Origin of the sequence: Leptolyngbya sp. BL0902 (assembly GCF_016403105.1) — a bacterium.
Classification (GTDB): Bacteria; Cyanobacteriota; Cyanobacteriia; order Phormidesmidales; family Phormidesmidaceae; genus Nodosilinea.
Genome location: NZ_CP046155.1, coordinates 386,611 through 410,520, shown reverse-complemented (window position 1 = coordinate 410,520; position 23,910 = coordinate 386,611). Strand labels below are relative to the sequence as shown.

Here is a 23,910-nt window from a genome sequence, read left to right as displayed (position 1 = left end):
AAAACTGGCTGCAAAATTGATGCCTGAGCCGTAATAACTCAGACAAAACATGCGAAATAACGTCCTGAAAGATTGCCTTTCTGAACGCAGATTGCCCAATTACAATCTCAATAGATAGTCGTCTTAGTGACCCAAAGGCCAATCAATAGCATGGGTCACATATCATTAACCCACTCTGCGGTTGATCTCACCGCCGATCTATCCCACTGGCTAAGGCCGTAGCAAGCCTGCCCAACACAGCAGGCCTAGCAACAAGCCATGACCGCTGAGGTCAATGACCGCACTGGCCCAGAACATAGATGGATCAGCTTCCACCACTCACGCCATGGTCTTCCATGGCCTATTCATCCCACGATTCAGGTCAGCTATGACAAGCCAGCCCTGATCGCATAGCTGTAATAAGCTAAATAACTACCGTCCAGGGTTCACCTCCTTTCCCCGCAGTCGCCACCTTTGCAGCGACCGGAGATGAACCATCAAATCCTAGCGCAGGGCTAGGTTAGGAATGTTCATCAAACCAATCGACTGCAAGCCTTGGCCACAACTGTGTTCAGGGCTATCGTCTGTAACGCTAGATTCGTTTAAAGCAGTCCAAGGACTACTACTCGGAATCTCCATTGGTTTAAGAGCCTTTAGAAGGACAATGTATGTGGGTTGCGGTTTTGTATAACTTAAGCCCACAGACCTTAGAAATCCTAACAAGTGAATCTAACAACTGTCAACCTAAATTTTATTGGGCATGGAACTCGATAACGAATTTAGTCGCAAAATCAGGACTCATTCTTGTTACGTTGCATCGGGCTGTATTGGGTATCTAGGTACAGGGGATGGCATTCAGTTATAGGTTCTGATTACGGGCGTTCACCCATCCGTTACGCTGGGTATAGCGGATTAATGAGAGCGCGCTATGGCCATGTGCCCATCACCTACACCCCTAACAGAGTCCCAAATCAAGGCGTTGGCCACCGATCAGAGCTTTGAGCGCGGTCAGCGCTACTATCGCAACGGGGCTATTTTCAACCCGGTGCTCCAGGGGCAAACCCTATGGGCCGATTGTGAGGGCACGGTGGTTTACCAGCCTCGTATCACCCTGGGGCCAGAGGGGGTGGAGGACAGCGACTGCACCTGTCCCTACGACTGGGGCGGGCTGTGCAAGCATCGAGTGGCGCTGCTGCTGACCTATATTCACAAATGCGATCGCATTCGCCCAGTGCCCCCCGTCCCAGACCTGTTGGCCCAGCACAGCCGAGAGGATTTGGTGGCGCTGGTTGAGCGCATGGTGCAGCGCCATCCTGATTTGCTGGACTGGGTAGATAGCCCGACCACCACAGACGGCGATGGGCCGAATTTGGATAACTACCGTCGAGCAGTAGAGCGGTTGTTTCGCGGCAGCGACATGAATACGATGGCCGCCGCCCTAGCCGCCTTGGCTGAACAGGGCCACAGCTTCGCGGATCGCAGGGACTGGGTTAAGGCAGGCGATATCTATCAACTGCTCCTAGAGGCGGCCAACGACCATTACGACTACACCGTTCTAGAGGTGGACTACAACGGAGCCGTAGGTGTGGAGATTCAAAACATTGCCGAAGGGCTAAAAGACAGCCTGGAACAGGCTCAAAACCTTGATATGGGTCGCCATCGCCTGTGGATTGGAACTTTTTTCCAGGCAGTGTTGAAGGATATCGAACTAGGCGGCATGGACTACGCCTATCCTGCAAGTGAGGCTCTGCTGGAGCACAGCACTGATGAAGACTGGGCCTGGGTGGAAAGGCAAATTCACCAGTTGCTCCGGGGGGCAGGGGGACGCAAACTTGGCGAGTGGGGGCGAGAGTCTCTGGTCGATCTGCTGGTGAAGCGGGCTGAAAAGCGGGGTCAGGCCACCGATGCCAATGCTGTAGTGCTAGAAATAGGCACACCCCAGCAAAAAACCTTTTATCACCTGCGGCAGGGGAACTTTGATGCGGCTCTGTCCCTGGCACGGTCGCATTTTATGGAAATGCCGGGGCTTGCGGTTCAATTTGCCAATGCCCTGCTAGAGGCCGACCAACCCGACCTGGCCCTCGACTTCATCCAATCCTGCCAACAGCAGCGGGACTATTACGGCTATGGTGAATGGCTGGTGGATTTTTTGGCCCAGCACGGCTCACCAGAACAGATGGTGGCCGCCCAGTTCAGCAGCCTCAAGCTACGGTTCACCCTAGACAGCTATCGCGAACTGCGTGCCAAAGCCCAAACCCTCGGCCAGTGGGACAGCCTGCGATTGCAGATTATCGCTCATCTCAAGGAAAAGAACCGTATCCCATCGCTGATGGACATTGCCCTGCTGGAACAGGACTGGAAAACGGCGCTGGGTTATCTGAAAAAACTGAACTGTTTTGACCACCCCAAGTATGCCATCTTGGTGGCCCAAGCCCTGGAGACCGACCAACCCAAGACAGCCATGAAGCTATATCGCGAAATGATTGAAGACGCGATCGCCGACAGAGGCCGCGAAAATTACCGCAAGGCTGTGGAATACCTCAAGGCTGTTAAGCGACTGTCCCAGGCCACTGGGCAAAAGGTGGATTTCAATCAATATGTGCAGACCCTGCGCGACCAAAACAAAACTCTGCGCGCCCTCAAGGAGGAGCTAGATCGAGCCAATTTTTAGGTAAGCTCCTGCCGGGAACTCCATCAGCCAAACGGCAGTAGAATAATCCCCACGAAAAAACGCTCCCCTTACGAGGAGCGCTTTCTCTTCCCTAGTCAGCTATCGCTAGCTGACCCATGGACTCGTCAATCAAGACTAGCCGATGATTTCAGGAGCCTCGGCGGTGGCCAGGTCGAGGGGGAAGTTGTGAGCATTGCGCTCGTGCATCACTTCCATACCCAGGTTGGCCCGGTTGATCACGTCAGCCCAGGTGCCAATCACACGACCCTGAGAATCCAGGATGGACTGGTTGAAGTTGAACCCGTTCAGGTTGAACGCCATGGTGCTGATGCCCAGAGCGGTGAACCAGATGCCGATGACGGGCCACGCACCCAGGAAGAAGTGCAGGCTGCGGCTGTTGTTGAAGGAAGCGTATTGGAAAATGAGACGACCGAAGTAGCCGTGGGCAGCCACGATGTTGTAGGTCTCTTCTTCTTGGCCAAACTTGTAGCCGTAGTTCTGAGACTCGGTCTCGGTGGTCTCACGCACCAGAGAAGAGGTCACCAGAGAACCGTGCATGGCGGAGAACAGAGACCCACCGAACACAGCGGCCACACCCATCATGTGGAAGGGGTGCATCAGAATGTTGTGCTCAGCCTGGAACACCAACATGAAGTTGAAGGTACCAGAGATACCCAGGGGCATCCCGTCAGAGAAGGAGCCTTGGCCGATGGGGTAGATCAGGAACACGGCGGTGGCAGCGGCCACGGGGGCAGAGTAAGCCACGCAGATCCAGGGGCGCATACCGAGGCGGTAGCTCAGTTCCCACTCACGACCCATGTAGCAGAAGACGCCAATGAGGAAGTGGAAAATCACCAACTGGTAGGGGCCACCGTTGTACAGCCACTCATCCAGGGAAGCGGCTTCCCAGATGGGGTAGAAGTGCAGACCGATAGCGTTGGAGGAAGGAACAACAGCACCAGAGATGATGTTGTTGCCGTACATCAGGGAGCCAGCCACGGGCTCACGGATGCCGTCGATGTCCACGGGGGGAGCAGCAACGAAGGCGATTACGAAACAGGCGGTAGCAGCTAGCAGGGTGGGGATCATCAGCACGCCGAACCAGCCAATGTACAGGCGGTTTTCGGTGCTCGTTACCCACTGACAGAACTGCTCCCACAGGGAGGCGCTCTCGCGCCGCTGTAGAGTCGTTGTCATGATGTATTAGTCCGTAGGTTAGAAAATGTATCCCTAACGCAAAGAGCTTTTGGTTAGGTGTCTCCACAATAGCACACAAAACTTAATTTCAACATGGAGCGAAATTAAGAAAGTCAACTTCAGGCCGCCGCAGCGGATGGGCATGGAGACTTGATGCAACCTCCGGGAAACTACAGAGTGACCGATGCTATTCAACCGATTTGCCTACCGATAAATACTGATCTACTCTGCCTGGGACTACCGTAACCCCTTTAGGAGTGTACGTCTGGCTAGACAGCAAGGCTGGCCAAGGGAATCGAGGGTTACAAGACAGCCTCCGGGACAGTTCGATGGGTAAGGGGACAGGCAGGGCATCTTTACAGTTCTTAAGCTTTGGGCTAGCGGTTTATCTCAGACAAGATCTCTGAACCGGGCGGCAGGCTTGGTTTATTAGGGCTTGGCAGGATGTTGAGCGGCTGATTTAGATAGGCTGTGCTGATTCCGTGAAACTACGGACTAGGCCAATGGAGGTGAACGGATTTTAGGGAGGACTTGGGTTATCCTGCCGATGTCCTGCGGAAGGAACTCCCGTAGGATGAGGCCACTACGGTAAACATCAACCCACCTAGGCTGACGTGTTCTTGATCAGCGTTTGGTCTGTCCGTTGATAGCAATCAGAGTGCAAGCTATGTCTACCCTGGAAAGAGCCATCGAAGAAATGTTCGCTGCACGACGTCTAACCCGCCGCGATCAACAAATGATCATGGCTATGCTGACGAAGCGCGACCTAAGCCCGACGGACTCGGCCTTAATTAATCGCGTCTACGAAGCGCTGAGCCAGGGGCGACTGCGGGTTGTCGATTAGCGCATCGGTTGATGGTTAATGTAGCGGATTGCCCCCGGGACTGTTGGATTTCAAGGCCCCCATCCGCGCATTCCCTGCCATTCTTTGACCTCGTATGTGCTCAGTTTTAGAGCAGGAGCGCTAGGCGCTGAAGTGATCACATCTTCAGCAGCGCCGACCGGACTAAGCCTAGCCTAAATCGGCACGATAGACCGCTGACAGGGCGGGCAAATACCGTGGATCAGCAGTTGGCAATCTAACAGGTGATAGCCAGAGCGATCCGCTGTTTTGGCCCCTACTTTCAGGACTGAGTCATTTTTGAACTCGATGGTCTTGTTGCAGCGAACACAAATAAGGTGATGGTGATGGTGGGGGGCGGGTTGGTTGATTTCGTAGCGTTTTTGCCCTTCCGCTAGCTCCAGCTCTCGCAAAATTCCCATCCGCGCCATCAGTTTCAGATTGCGGTAGATGGTGGACAAGCTAATGGGCTCCCCAGCCTTATCCAGCAGGTCGCAGAGATCCTCCGCACTGAGGTGGGTGCCCTCTGGCAGATTTTGGAAGGTTTTGAGCATGGTTTCCCGCTGGGGAGTCATGCGCCAGCCTCGCTCGTTCAGTTCGGCCTTCAGTGCCGATGGAGTGTATGCCGCCATCGCTTAGCCCCTCCCCAGAGAATTTCATTAACATCTGCTTAATGAGAATAGTAACGAACGGCGGGGGGGATTTGCAATAGTTTTCCCTTATTGAGAATCAATCCGAAGATGTATGAACATCAATCCTGGGAAAATCAGGCATTGCAATTCCTTAATGAAAAAATACATTTCTGTGGGTGTCCCGCTCGGGTGCTGTGCGTGGCGGTGATTCTGTCGCTGGGGATAACCTTAAATCTCAATCACCTTCCACAATGAAGGCACAGCCCAAGGGCTAGGGCAACGTATCTTTGCCTGGAGGGTCATATTCTGGAGAGCCTGATTGATGAGCTTAGGCCCACGAAGTACAGCATTCCATCGACAGATAGACCTGACGGCTTGGGGAGATCAGTTCAATGCGTTCCCGTTGCAACGCCAGATCGTCCTGAACGCGGAAGATAAATTCGCCGTAGTCGGCCAGATCGTCTAGGTTCAATACGGTGAGGACGATTTCGGCAAAGAGCCACATCAGGCTACGGCTGAGTAGGGTTTGCATGACATCCTCCGATCCATCTGGGGTAGGGCGAGGGCTGACGGCTTAGGGATTCCGTATCCGTTCGCTCCGCTGGGTGACGATTGCGCTAGGGCAATGATTGAGCGCCCTGAAAATAATCTTCACTTATTGTAATGATAAGCAAACGTCATCAGCTATCGGCAAAGGTACGGATGTCTAGGGCCAGTGGATCGGCTTTTCGCCCTTTATTACGGAAAATTACGGGGCTACAATTTCAGGATTTTGGTTTGGGAATGAAGACCGATGGTCGAAGTCTTGAAGAACCCTAGGCTCTCTTGCTGTGTCGCGCCTTTAGATCCCAGGGTTCTGGCCTTGAAAGGCAGGGGTGTCGTCAAAGCGTTGAAGAACCCTGGAATCTCATTGAAAGCCTGGGATTTCTTGGGATTTAAGGCCGCGTTGCCCCTTAAAATAAGGGTTTGTCCCTTGTTGAGAGTGCAGGTATTCCCATGACTGTCCGTGTTCGCATTGCCCCCAGCCCCACCGGGAATCTGCACATTGGTACGGCCCGCACCGCTGTGTTTAACTGGCTGTTTGCCCGCCACGAAGGGGGCCAGTTCATTTTGCGGGTGGAAGACACCGACGAGGAACGCTCGAAGCCGGAGTTTACTGAGAATATTCTGTCGGGGCTGCGCTGGCTGGGCATGGCGTGGGACGAGGGGCCATTTTTCCAGTCTCAGCGGTTGGATCTGTATCGGCAGGCCATTCAAACCCTGCTGGACAAGGGCTTGGCCTATCGTGCCTACGACACGCCGGAAGAACTCGACGCCATGCGGGAAGCCCAAAAGGCCAAGGGACAGGCTCCCCGCTACGACAACCGCCACCGGGATTTGACTCCAGAACAGCAGGCCGCCTTTGAAGCTGAGGGGCGTCCGGCGGTGATTCGCTTCAAAATTGACGACAGCCGCACGATTACCTGGAACGACATGGTGCGCGGCCCCGTGACCTGGCAGGCCAGCGACCTGGGCGGCGATATGGTGGTGGCGCGGGCTTCCTCGGCAACGACCATCGGCCAACCGCTCTATAACCTCGCTGTGGTGGTGGATGACGTCGATATGGCCATCACCCACGTCATCCGGGGGGAAGACCACATTGCCAATACGGCGAAGCAGATTTTGCTCTACGAAGCTCTGGGCGCAAAGAGTCCTGAATTTGCCCATACGCCGCTGATTTTGAACCAAACTGGGCAGAAACTCTCCAAGCGAGATGGCGTGACGTCCATTTCCGACTTCCAAAAGATGGGCTTTGTCGCCCCTGCTTTGGCCAACTATATGACGCTGCTGGGTTGGTCGGCCCCCGATGCCAACGAGCGGTTTACCCTCGAAGACGCCGCCAAGCTATTCAGCTTTGATCGGGTCAACAAGGCCGGGGCCAAATTCGACTGGGACAAACTAGACTGGCTGAACAGCCAATACCTACACGAAATGGAGCCCGCCGCCCTTTTGGATCTGGTGCTGCCCCACTTCCAAGAAGCCGGATATACGGTAGACGCCGAGGCGGATCGGGACTGGCTGCTGCCCCTGATGGCGATGATGGCTCCCAGCCTGACCCGGCTCACCGATGCCGTGGAGCAAAGCCGCTTCTTCTTTTCCGAAACCCTACCCTTTGCCGACGACGCCAAGGCTCAGTTGCAGCTTGAGGGCGTAGCTGCCGTCATTCAGGCCATTGTGGACGGTCTGACGAGCCAAAATCCCACCAGCCTAGACGACCTGAAAGCTTTGGTGAACGACGTCACCAAGGCCCAGGGCGTGAAAAAAGGCTTGGTGATGAAGTCCATGCGGGCAGCGCTGATGGGAGCGCTGCAAGGCCCGGACTTGATGGAATCCTGGGCAATTCTGCGTCAGCGTGGGTTTGATATGGCACGGCTGAAGGAAGCTCTGGCGCTGGTTTAGGTCATGGCCCTAGGGGCTGAGGCGGCTATGGTAGGCTAGGGGCATTCAGATACCTCGTTGGGATAGTCCTTGCTGTGGTCAACCCTAATGTTGAAATCGCGCGGCTGAAGGAACTCATGCCAGCCTCAGCCCGGATGAAAATTAAGATCATCCTCAATGATCGCCAAATTCCGGTGATTAAGGCCAAATTTCCGCGCCCCTGGCAGCCCAGCCACCCCGTCACCCTCAATATGGATCTGTGGCAACACCTCAGCGTGGCCGAGCGGGATTTGCTGTTTCTCCGCACCATTAGCTGGGTGATGCTGGCCAACCTGCTGAAGCCCAACGGCTACCAACTGCTGGCCGGGGCTGGGGTGGCGGGCGGCGTGCTGGAACTGATGAAGGGAGACGCCGTGGGCCTCTTGGCGGCGGGGGGCGTAACGGCCTTGGCGGGTTGGCAACTGTGGCGCGGCGTGAATGGCCCCCAAACGGAAATTGTCGCCGATGATCGGGCGGTGCAGGTGGCCCAACGCCGGGGCTATAGCCAAGCCGATGCGGCCAATGCCCTGATTCGCGCCATCGAAGCGGTGCCTGCCCTGGAGGGTCGCCGGGTGCCCACCCAAACGGAACTGATGCGCTGCCAAAACCTCCGTACCCAAACCCGGCTGACGGAATTTTCCTCGGTGCCAACAGGTTCGCCGCCCCGCTAGGGAAGCCTGGGGCACTGCCAAGGCTAACGCCGCCAACGCCAACGCCGGATGAGAGAGGCTTGATCGACCATGGTGCAAACGCCGCCAAAAATCCTAACCTTGGCAGAGTTTTTGCAGTTGCCAGAAACCAAACCCGCCAGCGAATACCTGGATGGCCGTATTTTGCAAAAACCTATGCCCCAAGGGAGACACAGCCTGATTCAGGGAGACTTGGTTGCGGCCATCAATGCCGTGGTGAAGCCCAGTCGTGTGGCCCGTGCGTTTCCTGAACTGCGCTGCACCTTTGGCGGACGTTCTACCGTACCGGACATCGCCGTTTTTCAGTGGGAACGGATTCCCCGCGAAAGCACAGGGGCCGTGGCCAATAGCTTCTTAGTCGCCCCAGATTGGACGATTGAAATCCTCTCCCCCGACCAAAGCCAAACCAAAGTCACAAAAAATATCCTTCACGGCCTTCAGGCGGGGGCTGAAATGGGTTGGCTGATTGATCCGGAGGAGCAAACCGTGTTTGTCTACCGCCCCCATCAACTTCCGGTGGCGGTGGATGAGCCGGACGCTCTGCTGCCTCGACCCACCTTTGCAGAGGAGTTTCGGCTAACCCTGCAAACCCTCTTTGATTGGCTCCTCACCTAGCCTAGGGCGGTGTCTAGCTTAGGTGACGGTGATGCAGTACAACGGGGGCAAGGAAAAATGGTGATACAGATTAAGACGACAGAACCAGCGGTACGCCAGGGCTGGCACGGCAAAGCCGACTTCATCTACGACCAGCGGGGTGATAAAACCGTCCCCACCCGCAGCTTTACCCAAGCGCCCCTGAAGGTGCAGCGACCCTTGTATCCAGAGGGGCCAGAGGTCTGCCATAGCGTCCTTGTCCACACAGCGGGGGGCATGGTGGGCGGCGATGAGCTCACCATCAACACCCAAACCCATCCCCACAGCCACGCGCTGATCACCACCGCAGCGGCCAACAAAATCTACGGCACCGGGGGCGGACTGGGGGCGTCGGTGGATACCACCAAAACCATTGACCTGACCCAGCAAACCGTCACGTTGACGCTGACTCCGGGTAGTTCCCTAGAGTGGTTTCCCCAGGACACCATTATTTTTAGCGGTGCCCAATATCGTCAGCGGGTGCGGGTCAACCTCGCCGAGGGGGCGCTGTGGTGCGGCTGGGATGTCACCCGGTTTGGCCGCAGTGCCGGGGGAGAACGATTTACCCAAGGCCACTGGCGATCTGACCTGGAGGTGTGGCAAGGGGATGTACCGCTGTGGGTAGATCGGCAACAGATAACCGGGGGAAGCTTGGCTTTGGATAGCCCCAACGGGTTAGCGGGGCACGCCGTTGTCGGAACCCTAGCCCTAGTAGGCTGGATGCCCAATCCTGAGCAGGTCGCTATCCTCCGGGAACTCTGGCCCAGCGATCAACCAGGGGATATCGGCGTGTCTCGATTACAAAGGGGCGTTCTCTGTCGCTATCGTGGCCCCTCCAGTGAAGCGGCCCGCCATTGGTTTGTGGCGGTTTGGCAGGTGTTGCGGCCCCACTATCTGGAACGTCCGGCGGTTGTCTCCCGAGTCTGGGCTCGGTAAGTCCAGAGATCACCCAAAGGTTATGAACTCTTAGTAAACTTCATAACCCAATCTAGCTTTTTAAATACGTATACCCTACTGTGGAAGCTATCCCATTCTTTTGTGGAGCTTCAGGCATGTCCCACGTCATCAAGTTCTCCCTGGCTTTAGCGACGGCCTTTGGTGTAAGCGGTGCCACCGCCTTTATGGCCATTGCCCAAGACTTTGTGGAAGATATCACCCTGTCAGAGGATGTTCTAGACATCTGTGATGACTATGGCCTAAACGAGCCAGCCTGTGCCTGCTTCTTCGCGGCGCTGATAGAGGATGGTGAGCTAGACGAGGATGGTTATATTGACGCCGCCGAGTGGCTGGAAGCCTACCCAGACTACGCCGACGCTTGCGCTGAAGTAAACTAAGGCTAAACCCTTGGCCTAGCTGCTTTCGAGACAACGTAATACAAGCAAGGGGGCTTAGGCCCCTTGTTTGTTGGCGGTTGATCTAACCCTCGGATCTAAACCACAACGCTAAACGGTTGCTCCCCTCCTTGGGTTCCTATAATGAAAAGCAAGCCGCTGAGCTTGGTGCGGGAGAGACCTCCGGGGCCAAGCCGTTGGCTTTTTGGCTGCGTTGTAGAGGGAAAAGCACCATCGAAACGGTTTACGGAAATCTCAAGGGTCTGAAGCCCAGTCAGCTCAAACAGTTGCAGCGGTTGTATCACCAGCGGTTGCCGGGGGATTGCATCGTTACGCCGGAGTTTGCCCAGCGGTTGGCGGCAGCGAGTACAGAGGTGGGCAACCCGGTGTGTGCCTACGTTAATCGTCGCGGACAGGTGATCCGCGTGGGCGTGGGCACCCTGCGGCAAACCCAAATTCCCCTGACAGAACTGCCCCGCTACGGGGATGATCGCCTCTGCGGCATTCGCTGCATTGCCACCCAAACCGAGGCTGAGCCACCGGGGGATGTCATCCTCACCACCATGGCCCTGCAACGGCTGGATATGCTGGCCTCCCTGGTGTTGACGGGCAGCGGGTTTAAGCGCCGGGGCGGACAATCCACGGGCTATATTCAATCCGCCTACCTGGCCCATCTGGTGCCACATCCCGAACAGCGCTGGCTAGTGTCAGAACCGCTGGATGTGGAGGATCTGGCCAGTCAGCATTTTCTAGAACGGGTGGAGGAACTGGAGGAAGACTTCCGCCGTGCCTTCACCGCCCGTCAGGTGGATTCTGACCAGGATCGGGTGCTGGTGGTGGGGCTGCACACCCACGATCAAAACGCCGACCATTTCCAGCAACGCCTGGAAGAACTCAAGCGCCTAGTGGACAGTGCCGGGGGCGAAGTGCTGGATACCCTGGTGCAGCGACGGCCTCGGCCCCATCCCCAAACGGTGCTGGGGTCTGGGAAGGTGCATGAGGTGGCCCTAGCGGCCCAGACCGTGGGGGCGAATTTGGTGGTGTTCGACCGGGATCTCTCCCCGGTGCAGGTGCGGAATTTAGAAGCGCAAGTCGGCCTGCGGGTGGTGGATCGTACGGAGTTGATCCTGGATATCTTTGCCCAGCGAGCCAAAACTGGGGCGGGAAAACTCCAGGTGGAACTGGCCCAGTTGGAATACCAAATGCCGAGGCTAACCGGACGGGGCAAGGCCATGTCTCGATTGGGGGGCGGCATCGGCACCCGTGGCCCTGGGGAAACCAAGCTAGAAACCGAGCGACGGGCGATCCAGCGACGGATCAACAAACTTCAGCAGGAGGTGAACCAACTCCAGGCCCACCGGGCTCGTTTGCGCCAGCGTCGCCAGGATGACAGCCTGCCCTCCATTGCCGTGGTGGGCTACACCAACGCCGGAAAATCCACCCTGGTCAACACCCTCACCAACTCCGAGGTCTACGCCGCCGACCAACTTTTCGCCACCCTAGACCCCACCACCCGCCGCCTCGCCATCACCGACCCCGACACCCACACCACCACCCACCTGGTGCTGACGGATACGGTGGGCTTTATCGAAGAACTGCCCGCCTCCCTGATGGACGCCTTCCGGGCCACCCTAGAGGAAGTCACCGAGGCCGACGCCCTGCTCCATGTGGTGGATATTTCCCACCCTGCCTGGGCCGACCAAATCCATTGGGTGATGCGAATTCTCAACCAAATGCCCATCGCACCGGGGCCAATGCTGCTGGTGTTCAACAAATCCGACGAAATCAGCAGCGATGTCCTGATCAAAGCCAGGGAGGAATACCCCCACGCCCTGTTTATCTCCGCCACCGAACGCCTGGGGTTGGATACCCTGCGCCAACGGTTGCTGCAACTGGTGGCCTACGCCGCTGTGCCGTGAGGAGTCCCATCCGCAACGTTCGCGCTGTCCTAGGACACAACCGGGATTTTCGCCATCCCACATCGTCGCCCTAGGCTAACATCAGAATAATCTGACCCTGGCTACTTGCCCTCTTTGGGAGGCTGATCATGCCCCTGTTGAACCTGGCCAAACTGCCCATTACTACCCTGGATGTGTCCCCCGGCAGTCATCTGTTGATTGGCGATGTCACCTGGGAGCAATACGAAACGCTGTTGGCCGATTTGGGGGAAGAACGGCTGATTCCCCGCATTAACTACTGCGACGGTACCCTAGAAATTATGTCGCCCTTGCCCGCCCACGAGCGTCCCAACCGCATTATTACCGACATTGTGAAAGCCCTGCTGGATGCCCAAGGCCGCGATTGGGAAGACTTTGGTTCCACCACCTTCAAGCGACCGAAACGGGCAGGACTGGAGCCGGATACCTGCTTTTACATCCAAAATGCGGCACGGGTGCAAGGGGTGATGCGGATGGATATGACGAAGGATCCGCCGCCGGATTTAGCCATTGAAGCCGACGTCACCTCCAAAACCACCCTAGATGCCTACGCCCTGGTACAAGTGCCGGAGGTCTGGATTTACGAGGATGGGCGGCTCACGATTTATCGGCTGCAAGGGGACGGCTACCAGCCCAGCACCACCAGCTCGGTGTTCCCCAATCTGCCGATCACCACCTGGATTCCAACCTTGGTGCAGCAAGCCCTGTCCACCGGAACCAGCGCCATGCTCCGCGACCTGCGCCGCCAACTCGCCACAGAACTTCCGTAGATTAATCCATAGATGGGAACGATAATCGCCTACCGTTGTCATCCCCTGGCCCTAGTGGGAAAATTCTGGGAGTGCATCTCACGAATCTTACTTGCCAGCATCCTCAGGATATCCCCATGGGCCAACCCGCTGCTTCCCCCGTTTCCGTTGCCAGCCTTGCCCTGCGGGGAACCCTGATTGACTGTGTGGCTGATCCATTTTTTGTGCCCGAAGCCGAGGCCGTGCGCTACTTCGCCGATGGGTTGCTCGTCATCGAAAACGGCCACATTGCCGCCCTAGGGCACTTTGCCGATCTGCATTCTACCTATGTCCACCTGCCCCTGGTCGATTATTCCGGCCACCTGATTACCCCCGGCTTCATTGATACCCACATCCACTATCCCCAAACCGGGATGATGGCCGCCTACGGGGAGCAGTTATTGGAATGGCTGAACCAATACACCTTTCCCACCGAGCGCCAGTTCCAAGACCCAACCCACGCCCGCCAAGTGGCCGATGTATTTTTGGATGAACTGCTGAAAAACGGCACCACCACGGCCCTGGTATTTGCGGCGGTGTTTCCCGAATCGGTGGATGCCTTGTTTGAAGCGGCCCTCGCCCGCAATCTCCGCATGATTAGCGGCAAGGTGCTGATGGATTGCAACGCGCCGGACTACTTGCGGGATACGGCCCAGACGGGCTACGACCAGTCCAAGGCACTGATCGAAAAATGGCACGGCAAAGGGCGGCTGCGCTATGCGGTCACTCCCCGGTTTGCCGGAACGTCTACCGAGGCCCAACTGAAAGCTGCCGCAAAACTGCTAGACGAATTCCCGGACGTGTATTTGCACACCCACCTTTCGGAAAACATCAACGAAGTGGCCTGGATTCGGGAATTGTTTCCCCAATACGACGGCTATTTAGATGTTTACGATCAAACGGGCCTCGTGCGGGAGCGGTCGGTGTTTGCCCACGGGGTACAGCTCACGGATGAGGAGTTCCGCCGTCTAGCTCAGGCCAAGGCAACGATTTCTTTTTGTCCCACTTCTAACCTATTTTTAGGCAGCGGATTGTTTCGCATTGAGCAGGCCAAGTCCGCTGATCATCCAGTGAAAGTGGGGTTGGGGACAGACGTGGGTGCAGGGACAAGTTTTTCGATGCTGCAAACCACCAACGAAGCTTACAAAGTGGCCCAACTGCGGGGGCAAAAACTCTCGGCCTTCAAGGCGCTGTTTCTGGCCACCCTAGGCGGTGCCCAAGCCCTCTGTTTGGAGGACACAATCGGCAGCTTTAACCCCGGCAACGAGGCCGACTGTGTGGTTCTCAACCCCCAGGCCACTCCTTTGCTGGCCCTTCGCAACCAAGCCACCCTAGGGGATGACATGGCCACCCTCGCCGATACCCTCTTTTCCCTCCTGATGATGGGGGATGATCGGGCCGTGGCTGCGACCTATGTCCTTGGCCAGCGGGTTCAGACGGGGCACACGGCCTAACGTTGCCGACCTCCACAGCGGCAGATCAGCGGGGCTAGTCATCCCACAGGCGGCGGCGGTCTGGGCCTTTGAGGCGGTCGTGGGTGTCGCGCAGCAGGGCGGGAATGTTCAGGTTCTCAGGGCAGCGGGGCAGACAGTCGCCGCAGTCGGTGCAGCGGTTGGCCTTGCGACCAGGAAACCAGTGGCCCGCGTTTTCAAACATGCGGTAGCGGTATTCGCCAAAGGGCTGCATGGCGTAGGCCAGGGCCAGGTTTCGCAAGCGCAGCACTTCGGGGATGTGAATCTCCTCTGGGCAGGGCAGGCACTCGTAGCACTGGCGGCAGAGGTCAGTCCCTAGGACAGTGGCGGGGCGCTGATCTAATCGCTCTAGGGCAGCAATTTCTTCAGGGGTAAGGGGATCGGTGCGGTGGGCTAATTCCGTTAGAAAATCTAGTTCTTCAGGGCAGGCAGGCCCGGTGCTGAGGGTGGTAATGCCCGGTTGGCTCAGCAGCCAGCGATAGGTGAGAAACAGCGGCTCGAAGGGATGGCACACCTGCCGCAGGGTGTCTGGTGGGGTGTAGAGCATTCCGCCTTTGTCGCCGGGGGAGATGATGAAAACCCCCAGGTCTAGGGCCTGGGCGAGGGCGATCAGCGGGGCATGGCGCTGAAAAAAGTAGTAGTAATGCAGCAGCACAAAGCTAAACAGCCCCGTTTCCATGGCGGCCTGAATTACCTCGCGGGGGCCGTGGGTAGAAAAGCCCACATGGCCAATCTTGCCCTGGGACTGGGCTTCGGCCACCGCCGCCATGCAGCCGTCGGGGTTCTGCACCCAGGCCAAATGCTCTGGGGTGTTGAGGCCGTGGATCGCGAGGCAGTCTACCCGATCCACCCGCAGCCGCTCTAGGGAGTCGGCCAATAACTGGGCCATGGCCGCTCGGCTGGGCTGGGGCGGAATTTTGGTCGTCAGCACCAGGTTTTCGGGCTTGCCGCGACGGTGGAGCCAGTTCCCTAGCCAGCGTTCGCTTGGCCCATAGCCCCGTGCGGTTTCGATGTGGTTAAGGCCCAAACCCAGCGTCCGTTCTAGGATGGCTTCAAAGGTGTCGGGGCTATCTAACCCGCGCATGGTGCCCAAAGAAAACACCGACAGGCGCAGATCTGTTTTGCCAAACCGCCGATATTGCATGGGCATCGCGGCAGGGGCATCATTCGCTATCACGGACGAATCCATCGAAGGCTTAGCTATCAAAGGCGTCGTTGCTGGTGGAGGAACGGCCTCCCCGCTGAATGAAATCCGACGGGCTGAGGTTGGCCAAGAAGGCTTGGAAGGCTTCTTTCTCCGCCTCATCCGCATCTCGATCTACGGGCATGGAGGCTTCGGCCACGACTTCTTCCATCACCCAAATCGGCGCATCCAACCGTAGGGCAATGGCGATGGCATCGCTGGGACGGGCATCCAGTTCGCGGCGGGTTTCGCCCTTCACCAGGGTGAGCAGGGCATAGAAGGTATTGTCTCGCAGGGCGTGGATGACCACCCGCTCTAGGGTCATGTCCCAATCTTCGATTAGGTTCACAAACAGGTCGTGGGTGAGGGGGCGGGGCGACACCTGATTTTCGAGCGCTCCGATAATGGATCCAGCCTGCTCACGGCTAATGTAGATCGGAAGCTGCCGCCGCTCCGTCGTGTCCCGCAGCAGGATCACAGGGCTACGCGACACCGCATCAAGGGCAATCCCGGCAACTTTCATTTCAATCATTGGCTTAGCCTCTTGGCTCCAGGGATGGACAGGATAGACCCCCTGCCTCAGGGTATTAAAGTAGTATGTCTGGGAAATGGGCTGGGGGTATAGGACGGTTTTTATTCGGTTTTGATCCGTCATCGGGTTCGGCGGCCCCACGGTGATGCCGCCTTGGGAGGTGTCTATCCCTGGGACCAGCCCCTCAGGTAGCCCCCATCGACATAGGGTAGCCTGGAATCAAACGCTTGCTAACTCAGTATGCCCTGATCCTAACCTCCCTGGGCGATCCTGGATCTGAGATTTTACGAGGGCTCCACATTTCCTTGACCTATCGTTCTATTTTATACATCACCATGTTCACCGGACTCATTCAGGCCATGGGTCGCCTGTCCCACAGCGGGAGTGGCCAACTCACCCTCCACTATTCCACCCCCACCCATCCCCTGCTGAGGGATGTGGCCCTGGGGGACAGCATCGCCGTAGATGGCATTTGTTTGACCGTAGAAACCTTGCTGCCCCAAGGCTTTGTGGCGGCAGTCTCCCCCGAAACCCTGGCCCGCACCACCCTCGGACAACTGCCCGAAGGAAGCTGGGTAAACCTCGAATCCTCTCTGCGGGTGGGAGGCAAAATTGGCGGGCATTTCGTCACCGGGCACGTGGATGGACGGGGGCATCTGGAAGCCGCCACCCAAACCGACAACGCCTGGATGATTAGCTTCACCGTGCCCGATGCCCGTGTGGCCCGCTACATCGTGCCCAAGGGCAGCATCGCCATCAACGGCATCAGCCTGACAGTGGCGGAATGCAGCCCCAGCGGCGACTGGTTTTCGGTGGCGGTTATCCCCGTTACCTACCAAGAAACCACCCTGCCATACCTCCAGCCCGGTCAGGCGGTGAACCTAGAGGGCGACATTCTCGGTAAGTATGTGGAAAAACTGCTCCAGGGTCGCCCCAACCATGGTGCTGCCGATGGAGAAGACTTGTCCCTGGCTTTTTTGGCGGAACATGGCTATTAGGCCCGCCCCTTGGGTAACGAAGCGTTGCAAGGTGTAAACAGTTATACCAGTTTTCCTGATTGGGCCAAGAAGTGGGTACGTTACGGATAGCCCTAATAGGGGGCGTTTGGAGGAGCATCAGTCCCTTGGGTGATCCTCCAAACACGATCCTCCAAACACGATCCTCCACATCCGCCCCACCGACCCCGCCGCGCCAAATACCCATGGTTAAGCCATTACCTCTGATTGCTGCTGAGCAGACGTTTTCTCGCCTCATACAACAGTGGCTAGCGGCGGAGATTGGCCTGGGGAAGCTAGGGGCAGACCAGGGCAGGGCAACCCCAGGAAGCGAGGAGGAGCTTTCCTTCGTGGAGGATGCTGAGGCGGCCCTCTTTCGCCAGGTGTTTGTCGCTGCGCCAGTTGGGATGGCAATCTGCGACCCAGGTACCTATCGCATGATAACGGCCAACCCTGCCCTAGGCCGTCTGCTGGGGTACGAGGCCACCGAACTGGCGCAGCGGACGCTCTTCGATCTCTTCATGGACGATCACCACCCCCCGCTGCCCATGGGCGCTGTTCTAGAACAACGCTGTCGGACTCAGTCTAGGCACCCCATTCAGGTTCATCTCGTTCTTGTCCCCCTTGTGGATTATCCCAACACCGCCAATTTCTCCGGGCAGGGACCGGGCGCGGCCAGCCTGATCCCCCTAGTGCTGGCCATCCTGGAGGAAGATCTCCAGCCCCAGTCCGCGACCCAGCCCGCGACCCAGCCCGCGACCGAGGGCCAATACCATACCCTGATGAATCACTTGCCTGGGGCGGTATACCGTATGCAGGCTAGAGGCAAGGCTTTGGAGGGTGATCAAGATGCCCCCGACGATGCCCCCGACGCTCCCTGGGAGCTAGCCTTTATCAGCGATGGAATTGCCGATATTTTAGGCTTTTCGGCCTCCACCTTTACGCTGCCCAACGGCCTAGACTTTGCTCACCTAATTCACCCAGAGGATCAAGACCGGGTGCGGCGGGCAATGGAAAAGGCCCTAGATGAACGGGTGCCCTTTCGGCTTACCTACCGCTGCTTGGCACGGGACGGACAGGATCGCTGGGTATTAGATCAAGGTCAGGTTCACTGGGATGGGCTGCAGCCATACCTTGACGGCATCTTGATCGACATCACCGACCTCAAAACCACCGAGGCTCAGTTGGCCTACCGCACCTGCCACGATACGCTCACGGGATTGCCCAATCGTGCCTTGTTTTTCAACCATTTAGATCGGGCTCTCCAGCCCGGTGGTGGCCCCTACCCAGCGCTGGCGGTGCTGATGTTGGACATTGATAACTTCAAGCAGGTGAATGACTGCATCGGCCACAGCGTGGGGGATCAACTGTTGATTGAGGTGGCTAGTCGGCTATATGGTTGCCTGCATCCAGAGGACTTTTTGGCGCGGCTAGGCGGCGATGAGTTTGTGGTGCAGGTGAGTGCCCCGGCGGGGCTGATGGAAATCACCCAACTGGCCGAGCGGATTCGGCAGGCGATGGATCCGCCCCTGCTGGTGGGAGATCTGAGCTTGACGCTATCGGTCAGCATTGGCATTGCTCTCCAGGGCCAGGGCGCAATGGTAATCTACGACCAAGCCCAGGACATGCTGCGGGATGCGGAAATTGCCATGTATCGGGCCAAACAGCAGGGCCGCGCCCAGTTTGCCCTTTACGACACCAGTATGCACCAGCGGGCCATGGCACGGCTGGAGATGGAAACCGCCCTCCGCAATGCCTGTAGTCGGGATGAGTTTGTCGTCTACTATCAGCCCATTGTTCACCTCGAAACCAACGCCCTCGCTGGGTTTGAGGCCCTGGTACGCTGGCAGCATCCCACCCGGGGCCTAGTCTCGCCAGATTACTTCATTCCTGTGGCCGAGGAAATGGGGCTGATCCTCGCCATTGATGATCGGGTGATTGCCCTAGCCTGCCAACATTTAGCCCAATGGCAGCGCCGCTGGCCTACCATGCCGCCGATCTTTCTTAGTCTCAACCTCTCGACCCGCCATTTCACCCGGCCCGACCTGGTGGCCTACCTCACCCAGGTCTTGGAGGCCAACGGTCTTCAGCCGCACCAAATCAAACTGGAGGTGACAGAATCGGCCCTGATGGACAAGAGCGACATCACCCAACACACCCTGCAAACCCTCAGCCAGATGGGGTTTAGCCTCAGCCTAGACGACTTTGGTACGGGCTACTCCTCCCTCAGCTACCTGCATCAATACCCCATGCGCACCCTCAAAATTGACCGTTCCTTCATCATTAATCTGCACCAGCACCCCGAAGGCGGCCAAATTGTGGGAGCCATCGTAGCCATGGCGGCTAGCCTCAACCTCGATGTGGTGGCCGAAGGCATTGAAACCCAGGCCCATATTGACTACCTCAAACAACTCCGCTGTCAATACGGCCAGGGCTACTGGTTTGCCAAGCCCCTCCCTGCCGAAGCCCTAGAACCCTGGCTCAACCCGGCCCTCTCCAACACCGGGGGCCAAGGTTAAGGTTCTTGATCTTGACGCCAAGCACAGCCCCACCTCACCCAATGGCTAACCCCATCTCCTAGGAGAAGAGGGCCGCAGCGATCAACCTCGCCCTGCGGTCAAGACCATTGCCGCCTCCAAGGTGAGGGGAGACCAGTGCGGCGACTGAATAGCCTGATCGCCAACGTAAACCTGCTCCTCATACAGGCCATCGACCCACGCCAGCACGGTCACTTTCTGGGCCGTGGGGTCTATAATCCAATACTCAGGAATGCAGCGGGCGGCATATTCGCTGCGTTTGTGGCGATAGTCCCGATCTCCCTGGCCAGGGCTCACCACCTCCACCACCAGCAGCGGCGGCGGCATATCGTAGGTGAGGAGGTCACTGCTGGCTCCCTCCAAGGCTGCGGCGGCGGCTTCCGAAAGCACCACGAAATCCGGCTGGCGGGCGGTGGCTCTGGCTCCGCTAACGGCAATTTGGGTACCAATGCTGAGCCGATCCGAGGGAACACCCGTTTTCAAGAAGTACGCGAATAAAAAAGACACAATTCGGTGGTTTAGGCGGCTTTCTGGCGGCATAGGGACGAGTTCTCCATTCACCAGTTCGTAGCGGGTGTCGGTGCCGTCGTCATAGGCGAGGTAGTCTTTTAGGGTCATGGGTTTTACGACAACAGACATGGCTTTCCCTCAGGCTGAGCACTGGCTAAATTTTAGCGTTGTGCTCCCTCTCCCGCCCGTTGCTGCACCCACTCGGCCACGCCATCGGCTAGGGTTTCCGCCAGTTGTTGTTGGGATTGGGGGTCGGTGATCCACTCAAACTCGGTGGGGTTGATCATAAAGCCCAGTTCTAGCAGCACCGAGGGGGAGACATGGGGGCGGGTGAGGGCCAGGTTGTTCCAAAACACGCCGTAGGAGGGGCGATCTAGCTCAGTGACGAGGTAGTCGTGCAAAAACTGGGCCAGATCGTGGGCCTGGGCATGGAACCAAAACATACCGATGCCAGCAGTGTTGAGCGCATCGCCGCTGTCGGGTAGAGCGTTGTAGTGGATGCTGAGGGCCAGGGTGGGCTGGTCACGGTTGATTTGGGCGGCACGGTCGTTGGGGCCGCTGGCGGTGTCGTCGGTGCGGGTCATGATCACGGTGGCTCCCCGTCGTTCTAGGGCCGCTTGCAGCAGCAGGGAGACGTCTAAGTTCACCGTTTTTTCGGGGGTGCCGTCGGGGCCGCGTGCCCCCAGTTCGTCGCCACCGTGGCCGGGATCCACAAGAATCCGGGTGCCCTGGAGTGGAAGGCGACCCAGGCGAGGGGGATGTCTGAGGGCCAGAACCAGCGTGGTGCCCTCGTAGCGCAAGCGGTAGCCCCACTGCTGGCTGGTGGCAAAGTGGAAGGTGTATTCCGCCTGGTTGGGCAAGATCGGTCGCCAATCCAGCCGTTCAATCAGGCCATCGTTGCCGACGAAGATCGTGTCGGTTTGGGGGATGGTGTTGTGCAGGGTAAGGGTGAAGGTATCTCCGGTTTGGTGAACGCTGACCGGGACGGGCACCTGCAACGGGAAGGATACCTCCGTCCAGTCGCCCACGCGGCGGGAAGTAACACCGCGAATGCGGGATTGGGGCGGGGCACCACTGGGGACGAGTTGGGTTTCACTGGCGCGAATCCAGCCGCCATAGTCCAGCCGCAGCCAGTCGCCCTCTCGTCCGGTGATTTGGGCACGGGTGCCTCGGGGCAGGGGCGTCAGGCGGGAATAGCTGGTGCTGGGGCCAGTGCGGGCTACTCCGGCTTCGGCAGTGACTTCGGCCACTTCAATTTGACTGGGCGCAATCAGGCTGACCTGGCCGGGAGCGCTGACGGTTTCGGTACGCCCTTGGTAGACCATGCGATAGGTGGGCTGGCCTAGATTACCCGTCCGATCCGTTGTTATGCAGCCCTGATAGACCGTGGGGCCATCCAAAGCAACGGGATCATTTTGATCCACCAGCACCGCCGCATTGCTGGGCAGTTGACTGGTGGCCTGGGGCAGCAGGGTAATGGGCTGGTTCGCCAGTTGGGCCGTCACCGTCGCCGAGGCGGGGCCAATGGCGGAGAGACAGATCAACTCGTCGGGCTGACGGGCCACGTTGACCTGGGGCCAGAGGGCATCGGCCACAAACCCCGGTGGATCGGGCAAGGTGGGGCCGCTGGGCAAGCGAGTAATGGTGAATTCTACGGTTTGGCTCCCTTGGGCCAGGGTGAAGCGGTTGGGGCCAAGCTCCAGGGGCAGACTGGGGGCAAAATGTCCGGCAGGGCTGCGGTCGGCAATGGGTACACCGTTGATCACAACGGGCTGGCCCGGGTCGGCGGTGCCAATGAAAAAAATCTGTGCCGCCGTGGTTTGGTGATTGGCCGGGGGATACACTACCTGAAGGGCCGATTGCGCCACGGCCACCTCTGCAAGGCCGATCCCCGATACCATGCCCAGCGCTGCTGCCCATCCCCAAGACACTGCCATACCTGCTTCCCCATCGCTACGTTGCTAGTGTAAGCGCTAGTTGACGCCCGCCTGAATTAGCACAGCCTCGTTTGGGTGCTATGAACCCCACGATTTAGCCTTCTGCAATCTACGAATCCCAACTCCCAACTCCCTAAGCCAGGGGATCCCCTTCAGCGGGGCGATGGCGCTTGAGAATCACCATAGATGGCCCCACAACGGGATTGCGGGCGACCACCACACCATCAGGATCCCGCAGTTGCAGGATGGCCAGGGCTAGTCCCTGGGTTTGGCCATAGATATCCTGGGCAATCCTGTCCTGGGTCTCGGCTCCTAGGCCATACCAATCCTGGCTAACATTCACCGCCAACACCTGCTGAGGCCAATTCACCTCCACCGACTGAATCAGCCCCACAGCATAGGAACGGCTGAGGGTGCTCACTCGATCTTGAATGTCAGCAATCAGGCTTTGGTCGGGGGACGGCTCTAGGGCCTCCGTTGTCGGTTCGGTGGCAGAGGTGCCCAGGGATTCGCGCTCTCCCGCCAGATCAACGGCATCCCCGCCCTGATCACGGCCTTGGGACAGCGCTGGGCTAGAAATAGCGGGTTCCTCAACGACCTTCTCCAGGGCCGGATTCTGTCCACCGAGAGGATTCCACAACACCAGCCAGAGAATCAGCAGCCCCAGGGCAATGGCCGTCATCAGTTCATCACTGAGGTTGCGCTGCCAGGTTCGGGGCAGCCAAGACCGCACTTGGCGCAGTAGGCGACGCCAAAGGGCTGTCCCCTCCGCCAGCACAATCATGAGTTGATCAAGGATGCCCAATTCCTTGGGTTGAAAAGGAACCTCGCTGGGCTCCCAGTCGTCGTAGGGAAGACCTGTGCGACCGGGTTTTTCCGCTTCCCGGCGCGGCCCAGAGCCAGCATCCAAAACCGAGGGATCTGGCTCATCCCCCCTTGTCTCCCCTGCCGCCGCAGACATCGATCTGGGGTCTGTGGCGGTTACTTCTGCCAGGGCGGTGGGCTCGGCTTCGTCTAGTTCTGTCCACACCTCCGCTGCCGGAACCCCTGAGGCATTGGGCCTAGGCGAGGGCTCTGGAACTGACAATCCCGGCACTGGCAAGCCTGGGTCGGCCAAATCGGGATTTGATAACTCTGGCGTCACCGATTCTGGCATGACTGATTCTGGCCTTGGCGATTCTGGCGCTAGCGGGTCTACCGCCCAGGCCGCATTCGTCGATGGTGCAGAATTGAGGGGATCTATCGCGTCCGTGGCCTCAGTTGGCGTTGAATTTGCCTCCACCACGGCATCCATGCCAGCGTCAATCACCGACAATTCCTGGAGGGCATCGGCTTCGTCCACCCCGCCCACCGCCATCTCCCCCAGGGAAGGCTCCGACGCAGGAGCCGCATCTGGGATAGCTGGAGGATCCTGGGGACAATCAGAATCGTGCAAACCGTGGCCATGGTGGGGATCGTGGGAATTCATAGGGCAACCCGCCTAACAAATCTTCGTTCGCCTCTGCCCACCATAAACCAGATTGCCCGCCATCATGGTGTTGATCGAGGCAGACCAATGTTGCCTAGACCAACGATCTTCCTAAAACACG

At 58.0% G+C, this 23,910-nt stretch carries 20 protein-coding genes; 12 read left to right on the top strand and 8 right to left on the bottom strand.

What is annotated here, in order from left to right; translation table 11 throughout:
* Positions 1-907 precede the first annotated feature (907 nt).
* Positions 908-2,650: an SWIM zinc finger domain-containing protein gene (locus GFS31_RS01860; protein ID WP_198806613.1), complete on the top strand. Its 1,743-nt coding sequence runs from the start codon at positions 908-910 to the stop codon at positions 2,648-2,650.
* 135 nt (positions 2,651-2,785) lie between these two features.
* Here the strand turns inward: GFS31_RS01860 and psbA are convergent, their stop codons facing one another.
* Entirely contained in the window at positions 2,786-3,847 is a 1,062-nt protein-coding gene (psbA, locus tag GFS31_RS01855) for a photosystem II q(b) protein (protein ID WP_198806588.1), read from the bottom strand.
* Positions 3,848-4,514: 667 nt separating this feature from the next.
* On the opposite strand from psbA, the gene GFS31_RS01850 reads away from it, so the two are divergent.
* The gene (locus GFS31_RS01850; RefSeq protein ID WP_198806612.1) at positions 4,515-4,691 is read left to right on the top strand and encodes a hypothetical protein; all 177 of its coding nucleotides are present in this window, start codon (positions 4,515-4,517) and stop codon (positions 4,689-4,691) included.
* Positions 4,692-4,864: 173 nt separating this feature from the next.
* On the opposite strand, the gene GFS31_RS01845 is transcribed toward GFS31_RS01850, so the two are convergent.
* The gene (locus tag GFS31_RS01845) at positions 4,865-5,320 is read right to left on the bottom strand and encodes a Fur family transcriptional regulator (RefSeq protein WP_198806611.1); all 456 of its coding nucleotides are present in this window, start codon (positions 5,318-5,320) and stop codon (positions 4,865-4,867) included.
* A gap of 328 nt (positions 5,321-5,648) precedes the next feature.
* Complete coding sequence (locus tag GFS31_RS01840; protein ID WP_198806610.1) at positions 5,649-5,852, bottom strand: hypothetical protein; 204 nt, start codon at positions 5,850-5,852, stop codon at positions 5,649-5,651.
* 464 nt (positions 5,853-6,316) lie between these two features.
* Here GFS31_RS01840 and gltX point away from each other — a divergent pair, with 464 nt between their 5' ends.
* The 8 genes from gltX to guaD all read left to right on the top strand — a co-directional run bounded on the left by gltX (position 6,317) and on the right by guaD (position 14,609).
* Positions 6,317-7,759, top strand: coding sequence for a glutamate--tRNA ligase (gene gltX / locus GFS31_RS01835; protein WP_198806609.1), 1,443 nt, complete (start codon positions 6,317-6,319; stop codon positions 7,757-7,759).
* Between the two features lie 74 nt (positions 7,760-7,833).
* On the top strand, positions 7,834-8,448 hold the full coding sequence (locus tag GFS31_RS01830) for a DUF3318 domain-containing protein (RefSeq protein ID WP_225907532.1): 615 nt from the start codon (positions 7,834-7,836) through the stop codon (positions 8,446-8,448).
* A gap of 69 nt (positions 8,449-8,517) precedes the next feature.
* Positions 8,518-9,081 carry a Uma2 family endonuclease gene (locus tag GFS31_RS01825; protein WP_198806608.1) on the top strand — a complete coding sequence of 188 codons (564 nt, stop codon included), beginning with the start codon at positions 8,518-8,520 and terminating at the stop codon, positions 9,079-9,081.
* A gap of 57 nt (positions 9,082-9,138) precedes the next feature.
* On the top strand, positions 9,139-10,035 hold the full coding sequence (locus tag GFS31_RS01820) for an urease accessory protein UreD (RefSeq protein WP_198806607.1): 897 nt from the start codon (positions 9,139-9,141) through the stop codon (positions 10,033-10,035).
* Positions 10,036-10,151: 116 nt separating this feature from the next.
* Positions 10,152-10,433, top strand: a complete 282-nt coding sequence (locus GFS31_RS01815; RefSeq protein WP_198806606.1) for a hypothetical protein — start codon at positions 10,152-10,154, stop codon at positions 10,431-10,433.
* Positions 10,434-10,561: 128 nt separating this feature from the next.
* Complete coding sequence (hflX, locus tag GFS31_RS01810; protein WP_317135061.1) at positions 10,562-12,349, top strand: GTPase HflX; 1,788 nt, start codon at positions 10,562-10,564, stop codon at positions 12,347-12,349.
* A gap of 128 nt (positions 12,350-12,477) precedes the next feature.
* A complete protein-coding gene (locus GFS31_RS01805; protein ID WP_198806605.1) occupies positions 12,478-13,137 on the top strand; it encodes a Uma2 family endonuclease in 660 nt (219 codons plus the stop codon).
* A 116-nt stretch (positions 13,138-13,253) separates the two neighbouring features.
* Positions 13,254-14,609: a guanine deaminase gene (guaD, locus tag GFS31_RS01800; RefSeq protein ID WP_198806604.1), complete on the top strand. Its 1,356-nt coding sequence runs from the start codon at positions 13,254-13,256 to the stop codon at positions 14,607-14,609.
* 34 nt (positions 14,610-14,643) lie between these two features.
* Here the strand turns inward: guaD and GFS31_RS01795 are convergent, their stop codons facing one another.
* Both GFS31_RS01795 and GFS31_RS01790 read right to left on the bottom strand, forming a co-directional pair.
* On the bottom strand, positions 14,644-15,777 hold the full coding sequence (locus GFS31_RS01795) for an aldo/keto reductase (protein WP_317135060.1): 1,134 nt from the start codon (positions 15,775-15,777) through the stop codon (positions 14,644-14,646).
* Between the two features lie 46 nt (positions 15,778-15,823).
* Complete coding sequence (locus GFS31_RS01790; protein WP_198807981.1) at positions 15,824-16,342, bottom strand: bifunctional nuclease family protein; 519 nt, start codon at positions 16,340-16,342, stop codon at positions 15,824-15,826.
* Between the two features lie 305 nt (positions 16,343-16,647).
* On the opposite strand from GFS31_RS01790, the gene ribE reads away from it, so the two are divergent.
* Both ribE and GFS31_RS01780 read left to right on the top strand, forming a co-directional pair.
* A complete protein-coding gene (gene ribE, locus GFS31_RS01785; protein WP_317135059.1) occupies positions 16,648-17,340 on the top strand; it encodes a riboflavin synthase in 693 nt (230 codons plus the stop codon).
* A 203-nt stretch (positions 17,341-17,543) separates the two neighbouring features.
* A complete protein-coding gene (locus tag GFS31_RS01780) occupies positions 17,544-19,856 on the top strand; it encodes an EAL domain-containing protein (RefSeq protein ID WP_198806603.1) in 2,313 nt (770 codons plus the stop codon).
* A gap of 81 nt (positions 19,857-19,937) precedes the next feature.
* Here GFS31_RS01780 and GFS31_RS01775 read toward each other — a convergent pair whose 3' ends face one another.
* The 3 genes from GFS31_RS01775 to GFS31_RS01765 form a co-directional block, all read right to left on the bottom strand.
* A complete protein-coding gene (locus tag GFS31_RS01775) occupies positions 19,938-20,513 on the bottom strand; it encodes a Uma2 family endonuclease (RefSeq protein WP_198806602.1) in 576 nt (191 codons plus the stop codon).
* Between the two features lie 32 nt (positions 20,514-20,545).
* Positions 20,546-22,321, bottom strand: coding sequence for an N-acetylmuramoyl-L-alanine amidase (locus GFS31_RS01770; RefSeq protein WP_198806601.1), 1,776 nt, complete (start codon positions 22,319-22,321; stop codon positions 20,546-20,548).
* 133 nt (positions 22,322-22,454) lie between these two features.
* Positions 22,455-23,789, bottom strand: a complete 1,335-nt coding sequence (locus tag GFS31_RS01765) for a hypothetical protein (RefSeq protein WP_198806600.1) — start codon at positions 23,787-23,789, stop codon at positions 22,455-22,457.
* Positions 23,790-23,910 lie beyond the last annotated feature (121 nt).